Source organism: Tahibacter sp. (assembly GCF_035481375.1).
Taxonomy (GTDB): domain Bacteria; phylum Pseudomonadota; class Gammaproteobacteria; order Xanthomonadales; family Rhodanobacteraceae; genus Tahibacter.
The window spans coordinates 1-8,395 of sequence record NZ_DATIGT010000090.1 but is presented as its reverse complement, the minus strand read 5'-3'; the positions used below and the strand labels follow the sequence as shown (position 1 = coordinate 8,395).

The 8,395-nt window shown below is 63.1% G+C and carries 10 protein-coding genes; 6 read left to right on the top strand and 4 right to left on the bottom strand.

Annotated elements, in window-relative coordinates:
* Positions 1–183: 183 nt before the first annotated feature.
* Together VLF18_RS05215 and VLF18_RS05210 are read left to right on the top strand one after the other, a co-directional pair.
* Positions 184–798: a hypothetical protein gene (locus VLF18_RS05215; protein WP_325278554.1), complete on the top strand. Its 615-nt coding sequence runs from the start codon at positions 184–186 to the stop codon at positions 796–798.
* 2 nt (positions 799–800) lie between these two features.
* Positions 801–1,166, top strand: coding sequence for a hypothetical protein (locus tag VLF18_RS05210; protein ID WP_325278553.1), 366 nt, complete (start codon positions 801–803; stop codon positions 1,164–1,166).
* Positions 1,167–1,387: 221 nt separating this feature from the next.
* Here the strand turns inward: VLF18_RS05210 and VLF18_RS05205 are convergent, their stop codons facing one another.
* Both VLF18_RS05205 and VLF18_RS05200 read right to left on the bottom strand, forming a co-directional pair.
* Complete coding sequence (locus VLF18_RS05205; protein ID WP_325278552.1) at positions 1,388–2,206, bottom strand: IS3 family transposase; 819 nt, start codon at positions 2,204–2,206, stop codon at positions 1,388–1,390.
* Between the two features lie 35 nt (positions 2,207–2,241).
* Complete coding sequence (locus VLF18_RS05200) at positions 2,242–2,508, bottom strand: transposase (RefSeq protein WP_325278551.1); 267 nt, start codon at positions 2,506–2,508, stop codon at positions 2,242–2,244.
* An 11-nt stretch (positions 2,509–2,519) separates the two neighbouring features.
* Between VLF18_RS05200 and VLF18_RS05195 the strand changes: the two genes are divergently transcribed.
* Together VLF18_RS05195 and VLF18_RS05190 are read left to right on the top strand one after the other, a co-directional pair.
* Positions 2,520–3,038 (top strand): hypothetical protein, encoded by a 519-nt coding sequence (locus tag VLF18_RS05195; RefSeq protein ID WP_325278550.1) that lies wholly within the window; start codon positions 2,520–2,522, stop codon positions 3,036–3,038.
* Positions 3,039–3,219: 181 nt separating this feature from the next.
* Entirely contained in the window at positions 3,220–3,948 is a 729-nt protein-coding gene (locus VLF18_RS05190; RefSeq protein WP_325278549.1) for a UDP-2,3-diacylglucosamine diphosphatase, read from the top strand.
* Positions 3,949–4,123: 175 nt separating this feature from the next.
* Here VLF18_RS05190 and VLF18_RS05185 read toward each other — a convergent pair whose 3' ends face one another.
* On the bottom strand, positions 4,124–5,026 hold the full coding sequence (locus tag VLF18_RS05185; protein ID WP_325278548.1) for a DMT family transporter: 903 nt from the start codon (positions 5,024–5,026) through the stop codon (positions 4,124–4,126).
* Between the two features lie 22 nt (positions 5,027–5,048).
* Complete coding sequence (locus VLF18_RS05180) at positions 5,049–5,609, bottom strand: GNAT family N-acetyltransferase (RefSeq protein WP_325278547.1); 561 nt, start codon at positions 5,607–5,609, stop codon at positions 5,049–5,051.
* Positions 5,610–5,732: 123 nt separating this feature from the next.
* Here VLF18_RS05180 and VLF18_RS05175 point away from each other — a divergent pair, with 123 nt between their 5' ends.
* A complete protein-coding gene (locus VLF18_RS05175) occupies positions 5,733–6,911 on the top strand; it encodes an esterase/lipase family protein (protein ID WP_325278546.1) in 1,179 nt (392 codons plus the stop codon).
* Positions 6,912–7,141: 230 nt separating this feature from the next.
* On the top strand, positions 7,142–8,134 hold the full coding sequence (locus VLF18_RS05170; protein ID WP_325278545.1) for a TraB/GumN family protein: 993 nt from the start codon (positions 7,142–7,144) through the stop codon (positions 8,132–8,134).
* The last annotated feature ends 261 nt before the right edge of the window (positions 8,135–8,395 follow it).

The window sequence follows — 8,395 nt, the reverse complement described above, 5'->3', positions numbered from 1 at the left end:
TCCGCCAGGAACGTTTCCCGCCGTGTACGCTTGCGCTTGCTCGCGTACTCGCCGTCTCCGAAGCTCATCTGGTCCATCGTGCAGGCCTGCAGGTAGTGTTGTGTTATCTCAGCACAATTGAGGGGGCTTGTTCAGACCTTACTTAGAGTCTCCGGTGGTGGAGTGGAACAAGATGATAATGGCATGAGCGCTTACGCAGTAATGCCGGAAATATTTAATGCGTCGAAGGGAGGGAATGACTCTTTGAAGGCACTTGCTCAGAGGTACGATTTCTTTAGCAAAGATACAGCATACGTTGTGGTGGACTATGCAAGGTCGCAAAGTAATCGGCACGGACGAGAATTTGTTGAGAAAGCATTTAAGCTTTATAAGTTCGGCGCGGGCTGTGCGATTTCGGGTGGGTGGCGTTGTGTGGCGGGAATTGGTGCCGAATCGTTGGGAGCGCCCGTGGCTTCTCGCGCAGATCTTCGGCAAGAAGATCCAGGGTCATGGGAGCTTTATAAAGATAGTTTGCGAAGAGGTATGGAAAAGCCAATAGTTCAAGATGCCGATCTTAAGCGGATTATCGACAAGCTTTATAGGGACGGCGCTACGGTAGGTAGTGGTAGTTCGGCGGATGCTGTTCGCCAGGAAGATGCCACTGGGTTGCCGGTTGGTGGAGCGTTCCATGCGCAGAAGGTCAGTAATGATGCGAAAGCGATTGAGCGCTGGTTGGCGAATAAGCCGAACGCTGCGGCTTCCGACAGGGCGGTCGCAGAGAACGTTTTGAGAGATATGAATAATTCTTTGGGGCGTTAGCGATGCATGCAAGTTGCTTAAAATTTCTCGGCGATTTTTGTGAAATTTGCCAAGACGCCAGAGAATCGTGGCAGAAATGCTATGCGGAGTGGCGCCCCGAAGAGCCTCCTGATACGGTTCTTTTTGGGGATATTGGATATTACGTAGCGGCTGGTCTAGCAAAAGACGTCGACTATCTTTCTTTCGAAGCATTCAAACTAATAGAGGATGTTTTCGATCAGTCAGACGAGGTTCTTCTTACGGCTGTGCTTACCGGACTGGTGGAAGGAATGATTTCCGGTCTTACGGAAGTTCCGGAAATTCGTGAGAAGGTTATCGAAAAATTTGGAGTAAGATCACGGGCACATGCGCGTGCATGGCTTTCGTGATAGCCCCAGCGCCAGAATAGTTGTCGATCCGATAAACTTGCACTAGCAGGGGCGAGGGAAGTGATCTAGTGGCTCGATACCGACAAGCGTTCGAGGATCGAAGGGTGGCGAGATTGCTGCCGCCCGCTGGACGTTCCTTGATCGAGCCGTTCTATCTGAAGACGGGTAAGGGTCGCCCCCGTATCCGCTGAGGGTAATGCTGAAGGTCCGGTCCATACCCCTCAAGCGATACCAGTCGAAAGTAGAGACTGTCGCTGCTGCCATTGGCGTTTGAAGACCATCGGAGGCAGGTTGCCGATGGATTGGTGTGAGCGTTGTTCGTTGTAAATCGGCACCCACTGTTGCGTGGTTGCTCGCGCATCGGCCAACGTCAGGAAACAGTTCGCATCGAGTACTTCGACGCGATAGGTGCCGTTGAATCGTTCGATGTACGCGTTCTGCGCTGGGCATCCTGGCTCGATGAAGTGCCAGTTCACTTCTTTGGCTCGCGCCCAGGCTTGAACGATTTCGCTGCGGAACTCCGGCCCATTGTCGCTACGAATCATGCGCGGTACGCCGTGCCACTCGCAAAGCTGTTCCAGAACCCGTACGACACGCTGGCCACTGAGACTGAAGTCGATCTCGATCGCCAAGGCGTCTCTGGCGAAGTCGTCGATCACGTTGAGCGTCCGGAACGCGCGTCCGTTGGCCAGCGCGTCATGCATGAAATCCAGCGACCAGCATTCGTTGGGTTGCAGCGGCTGCAAGAGTGGCTGTGGATCACGTTCCATCGGGCGTCGCCGACGTCGACGGCGCAATGTCAGTCCCAGTGCGTCATACAGCCGCCAGGTCCGCTTGTGGTTGATGGCATGCCCCTCCTGCCGCAATTGACGATGCAGTTGCGGACAACCCCAGGCCGGATGCGCTTCGGCCAGCGCCTGCAGCCGGCGCTCAACGCGCTCGTCGGTCACCGTGCGGCCTCGCAGATGTCGTCGCTGCGACGCCCGCGACTGCTGCACAAGACGACAGGCTCGTCGTTGACTGACCTGCTTTTCTTCCATCGCCCAATCCACCGCCGCTCGGCGCTGCCTGGGCATCAGAACTTTTTTGTCAGCAGCTCTTTCAGGATCGAATGATCCAGACTCAGATCCGCGTACAAACGCTTGAGCCGAGCATTCTCCTGCTCCAGTTCCCGCATCCGCTGCAGATCCGATACCTCCATCCCGCCGTACTTCGACCGCGACTGGTAGAACGTCGCCGCACTGATGCCATGCTTGCGCGCGACCTCCGCCACCGCCATTCCCGCCTCGGCCTCCTTCAGGATCGCCGCAATCTGTACTTCACTGAACTTCGACTTCCGCATGGGACTCTCCTTTGCTGAAAGTCTCTACTAATCCCTGGGCTCACTTTAAGGGGGATGGACCCGAGCGCTTTGCTGCCGAATCCCTGCTTGTATGCTTGGCGAGTCCGCGCAACAGCGTTGAGCTATTTGCTCCAAAATGGATGAGCCAAGTTCAAGTAGAAGAAATCGAGGAGGAAATCGTCCGCAGTAGAGTGGAAATTTTCTCTGGGGAAGAGATCTTTTCTGGCGAAATATTAGACATAGAATGCATTTCTGTGAAGAATAATGTGTTCTTAGATTTCATCGAAGAAATATGGATGACGTCGCCGATGTTTAGGGGATTTTATGGTGGATTCTTAATGGCGGATCTGGGAGGAAGGCTCTCTCGTAATGATTCCCATGATTTCTTTTGCGAGAATCCATGCGACTATTTAAAAATTGAGTCGAAACTAGATGTAGGAGAAAACGGCTGGATTTTGGTAAATGACCGGTACACCGAATCTAACGATTTCTTTCTGCTTGGACAGGGAGATCCTGTGCTGGGAGTGTAGAAATTTATTGCTGCTTTTCGCTGCATAAATCAGAACGCTGTATCGAAATACCGGGCACTCACAACTCAGAAACTTCCGACGCGAGCGCGAGGCCCGTGCCTGCGGCGATGATCGAGGATCGCTTGCGTTTGCTCGGACCACCCATTCCCAATTCCCGTCCCGCCGGCTATCGTCCCCGGCCATGCCTCTCTCCCTGTTCATCTCCGATCTGCACCTCGACGACGAGCGGCCGCGGATCACCGAGCTCTTCCTGCGGTTCCTGCGTGGTGAAGCGCGGGATGCGCAGGCGCTGTACATCCTCGGCGATCTGTTCGAGAGCTGGATCGGTGACGATGACGACGCGCCGCTCGCGCAGTCCGTGCAGGATGCGCTGGCCGAGCTGACGGGCAGCGGCGTGCGCGCGTATTTCATGGCGGGCAATCGCGACTTTCTTGTCGGTGGCGGGTTTGCGGCGCGCAGCGGGGTGACGTTGCTGACGGATCCGACGCGCGTCGATCTGGCCGGCGTCCCGACCTTGCTGATGCATGGCGACACGTTGTGCACGGACGACGTGGCGTATCAGAAATTCCGCGCGCAGGTGCGCGATCCGGCCTGGCAGTCGATGTTTCTGGCGCAGCCGCTCGCGCAGCGTCGCGCGTTCGCGGCGCAGGCGCGCGAGCAGAGCCGGCTGCATACCGGCTCGACGATGGCGCAGATCATGGATGTCACCGATTCGGCGGTGCGTGAGGCGCTGGGGGTGCATGGCGCGGCGCGGCTGATCCACGGGCATACGCACCGTCCGGCGCGGCACCGCGTCGATCTCGGCGACCGCATGGCCGAACGCATCGTGCTCGGCGACTGGTACGACCAGGGCAGCGTGCTGCGCGTCGACGGCGACGCGATCGCGCTCGAAGCGCGGGTGCTTGGGTAGGTTGGGGTGAGCCGCAGGCGAACCCCGGCATCACGGTGGATCCGATACGAAGAACCTGTGACGGAGGAAATGCTTCCTGCCCGGTTTTCGACCGGCGGCAAGCACTTCCTCCGCCATGCGATCGCCGGAAGCGACTGCTTCGATGTTGGGGTTCCGCCTGCGGCTCACCGCCAACCTACGCGCGCTTTTGCGACAGCACGTACATGCCGAGCAGCACGAGTGCGGAGCCGGCGAGCTGGCGCAGCGTGATCGGCTCGGCGAGCAGCCAGTAGCCGAGGAATAACGTGGAGACCGGGCCTATCATGCCGGCCTGCGCGGCGCCGGGTGCGCCGATGCGGGCGACGGCGAGCATGGTCAGGACGACGGGTGCCACGGTGCAGAACACGGCATTGAACAGCGACAGGCCGTGCACGGCGGCGACGGTCTGCAGCGACGACCACGGCCGCGCGATGCCGAAGTGCACGAGCACGGCGCCGGTCGAGACGCTCATCGCGTAGGCGACGAGGCGCCACGGGCCGAGGCGCTTGACGAGTTCGCCGGAGCCGATCAGATACAACGCGTACGACAGCGCTGAACCGAGTACGAGCAGCGCGCCGAGCAGCACGCGGTCGCCGCCGAGCATGAGGTCGTGCGCGAACACGAGCACGATGCCGGCGTAGGCCAGCGCGAGCGCGGCCCATTCGCGCGTCGTGATGCGACGGCGCAGCACGAGCGCGCTGATCAGCAGCACGAACGACGGCGACAGGAACAGGATCAGCCGTTCGAGCGCGGCACTGATGTATTGCAGGCCGGCGAAATCGAGGTAGCTCGACAGGTAATAGCCGAGCAGGCCCACGCCGACGACGGCGACGCCGTCGCGCGGCGTCAGAGGCACTGCCTTGCGCCATTGCCACAGGGCGATCGCGAGAAAGAACGGTGCGGAGTACAGCATGCGCAGCGCGAGCACGGTCAGCGCGTCGACGCCGTAGCGGTACAGCAATTTCGCGACGATGGCCTTGGCCGAGAACAGCACCGACGCGATCGCCGCGATCAAGAGGCCGCGGCGGTACGCGCGGCGCGACAGCGCGTCGTCGCTCATGCGGTCGAAGCAGTGCCGCGGCTCAACGGACGAACTCGCGCGCGAGCAGCCCGTAGAACGCGGTATCGGTGATCTCGTCGTTGACGCGCCAGCGTTCGCGCATCAGGCCTTCGCGGCGGAAGCCGAGGCGTTCGACGAGGCGGCACGAGGGTTCGTTGCGTGGATCGATGTCGGCCTCGACGCGGCGCAGTTCCAGTGCGTCGAAGCCGTAGCCGAGCGCCGCGCGCAATGCTTCCTGCGCGTAGCCCTGACCCCAGTGTGACGGGTCGAGCTGATAGCCGGCCTCGGCGCGCTGCTGTCCGCGATTGACGGCGAACAGCGTGACGATGCCCACCAGCGTGTCGTCGCCCGGATTCAGCGTGATCGCCCACGGCCAGACTTCCTCGCGTTCGGCCAGGCGCTGACGCTGCTCGAACCAGTCGTTGGCCTGGCGGCGCTCGGTCCAGGCCGGAAAGCTCCAGTAGCGCATCGCGCGCGAATCCGAATGCAGCCGGTAGATCGCGTCGAGGTCGCTGCGCTGCACGGTGCGCAGGCGCAGGCGCGGCGTTTCGAGCAGGGGGACGGCACTGAGGCTGTCGCTCATCGGGGGGCACTCCTCGTCGAACGCGCATGATGCCGCGCCGCACGGCGTTCCCGCCAGCGCCGCCGCAGTGCCTGCGACGCGGGCCTGCTACAGTCGCCGCACGCGACGGCGCAGGGAGCACACATGGCCACCGTTCTGATTCCCGGCATCAAGGGCAGCGAACTCGCCGACAGCTATCCGCTGGACTGGCCGGTGCGCTGGAGCCTCGAGGACATGGTCTTCGGCGATGCATTCGAGAACCCGCTCGACTTCGCGCTGCTCGACGGACGCTTCGAAGCCAACGACGGCCATCGCATGCTGCCGTCGCGGCCGATCCGCTATGCCTACGGCGAGATGGTCGGCAAGCTCCGCGCGTGGAAGCCGGCCGAATCGCTGCACGTGTTCACGTACGACTGGCGCCGCCCGATCGAGCACGCCGCGCAGAAGCTCGCCGAGTTCTGCGAGGAACTGCAGGGCCGGCAGGCGCGGCTCAAGCGATCGACCGCGCTGAACTTCGTGACGCACAGCATGGGCGGACTCGTGCTGCGCTCGATGCTCGCGCTGCGCAATCGCAAGGATCCGTTTGCCGACGTCGCGCGCGTCGTGTTCATTGCGCCGCCGTTCCGCGGCTCGATGGCCGCCGCGCAGATGCTCGTCGCCGGCGAGCGCGACGGCTGGTTCGGCACGGACGAGGACTACCGCAAGATCGCGCGCAGCTTTCCGTCGGTCTATCAGATGACGCCGCATTTCGCCGACTGCAACGTCGACGAGCAGGGCGCCTACGTCGATCTGTTCGATCCGAAGAACTGGCAGGCCAACGTGCGCGACGGCAACGGCGGATTCGACGCGCGTTTCGTCGCCGACGCCGAAGCGTTCGCGTGCGGCAAGTCCAGGCGCGGCGGCGCGAGCCCGGCGCCGCTGCTCGACGACGCGGCGCTCGCGGCGAACGCCGAGAACATCCTGATCCTGCAGGGCACCGGCGTGCCGACCCCGTATCAGCTCACAGTGCAACGGGCGAACGCGAACAACCCGAACTGGTTCGATTTCGCCGGCGCGCGCAAAGACGTCTTCGGCGACGGCCGCGTGCACTTGCGCAGTTCCGCCGTCGCCGGCGTCACGCTCGCGGGGTTTGCTGATGCGCTCGATCATGGCCGCGTCTGCCGCGACACGCGCGTCATCAACACCGTGTCGCTGTGGCTCGAAGGCAAGCGTGCGCTGAAGATGCTGCCGCGCGGGCCGGACCATCCGGTCGAGCGGCGCGGGCGCAGTTATTTCGGCATCTGGGACGGCGATCTCGCGACTCTCGCGGCGCACGTGAGCTGAAGCCGCGCGTAGCGGCGCGGTCGCGAGGTCCGCGTCGGACACCGGGGCGAACGGCAATCCGAGCGGCCGGTTCCGCGGTTTTCGCGGGGGCTTCGGAACCGCGCCGACGATGCCGGACTCGCGCGTGGACATTTCTGGCCGCGCGGACGAGCGGCGTTCATGCGGATTCGCCTACTGTGCGTCGCCGGCCCGGCCGGGCCGGCATTCCCCATCCTGCACTGAGGCGATTCATGCGCAAGGCGCTGCTCGGCTGTTTGTTGTCCGCGTCCACCCTCGTCGTCCATGCCGAACAGGTGCCGCCCGTGCCGACGGCCGTACTCGAAACCGTCGTCGTCAGCGGTGCGCAGCCCGGGCCCGGGCTCTGGAAGATCAGCAAGGACGATCATGTGCTCTGGGTGCTCGGTACCTTGTCGCCGTTGCCCAAGCGCATGGAATGGACGCCGCGCGACGTCGAGCGGGCGATCGCGAGCGCGCAGCGCGTGCTGCTCGCGCCGCGCGCCGACATCGACGTGGACGGTGGCGCGCTGACCGGCCTGTTCCTGCTGCCGAGCCTCCTCAAGGCGCGCAACAATCCCGACAAGCAGACGCTTGCCGAGGTGCTGCCGGCCGACCTCTACGCGCGCTGGGAGCCGCTCAAGCGCAAGTACATCGGTCGCGGCGATTCGGTCGAGAAGCGCCGGCCGATTTTCGCGGCGCAGGAACTCTACGAGGAAGCCACCGAAGACGCCGGGCTGCGTCTGAACAGTCGCGTCGGCGAGGTCGTCGAGAAGCTCGCGAAGAAGCACGACATCGCGGTCGAGCGGCCCACGGTCAAGGTGAAGCTGGCCGAACCGCGCGCCGCGCTGCGCGAGTTCTCGCGGTCGAGCGTCGACGACATCGACTGCCTGCGCAAGACCGTCGAACGCCTGGAGACCGACCTGCCGGCGATGCAGCTGCGCGCGAATGCCTGGGCCGTCGGCGATATCGAAGCGCTGCGCGCGCTGCCGTTCGTCGATCAGAACCAGGCCTGCCGCGATGCGATGCTGAAGAACAGCACGGTGCAGGAACACGGCATGGGCGACATGCGCGAACGCGTCGCAGCGGCCTGGCTCGGCGCCGCGGAGAACACGCTGCGCGACAACGCAGTGTCGTTCGCGGTGCTGCCGATCGGGCAGATCCTCGACGACGACGGCATGGTCGCGACCTTGCGCAAGCGCGGCTACGAGGTCGTCGCGCCGGAGTGAGGCGACGCAGGTTGCGCCGAGCCGGAGACGAACCGCAGCATCGAAGGCTCTTCGCCGCGAAGAACGGTCGGCGACTCCGCGCTTCCTCCGGCACGAGTTCGCAGCCGAATCACCGCGATGTTGCGATTTGCCCAGGGCTCAGCGCCGCCTACGGCTCCCGATTCCCGCCTACGCAAACACGACCATCGTCTGCCGGCTCAGCGCGACGGCGCGGCCGTCGGGGCCGACGATCCAGTTCGACTGGCTCGTGTAGCCGTCGGC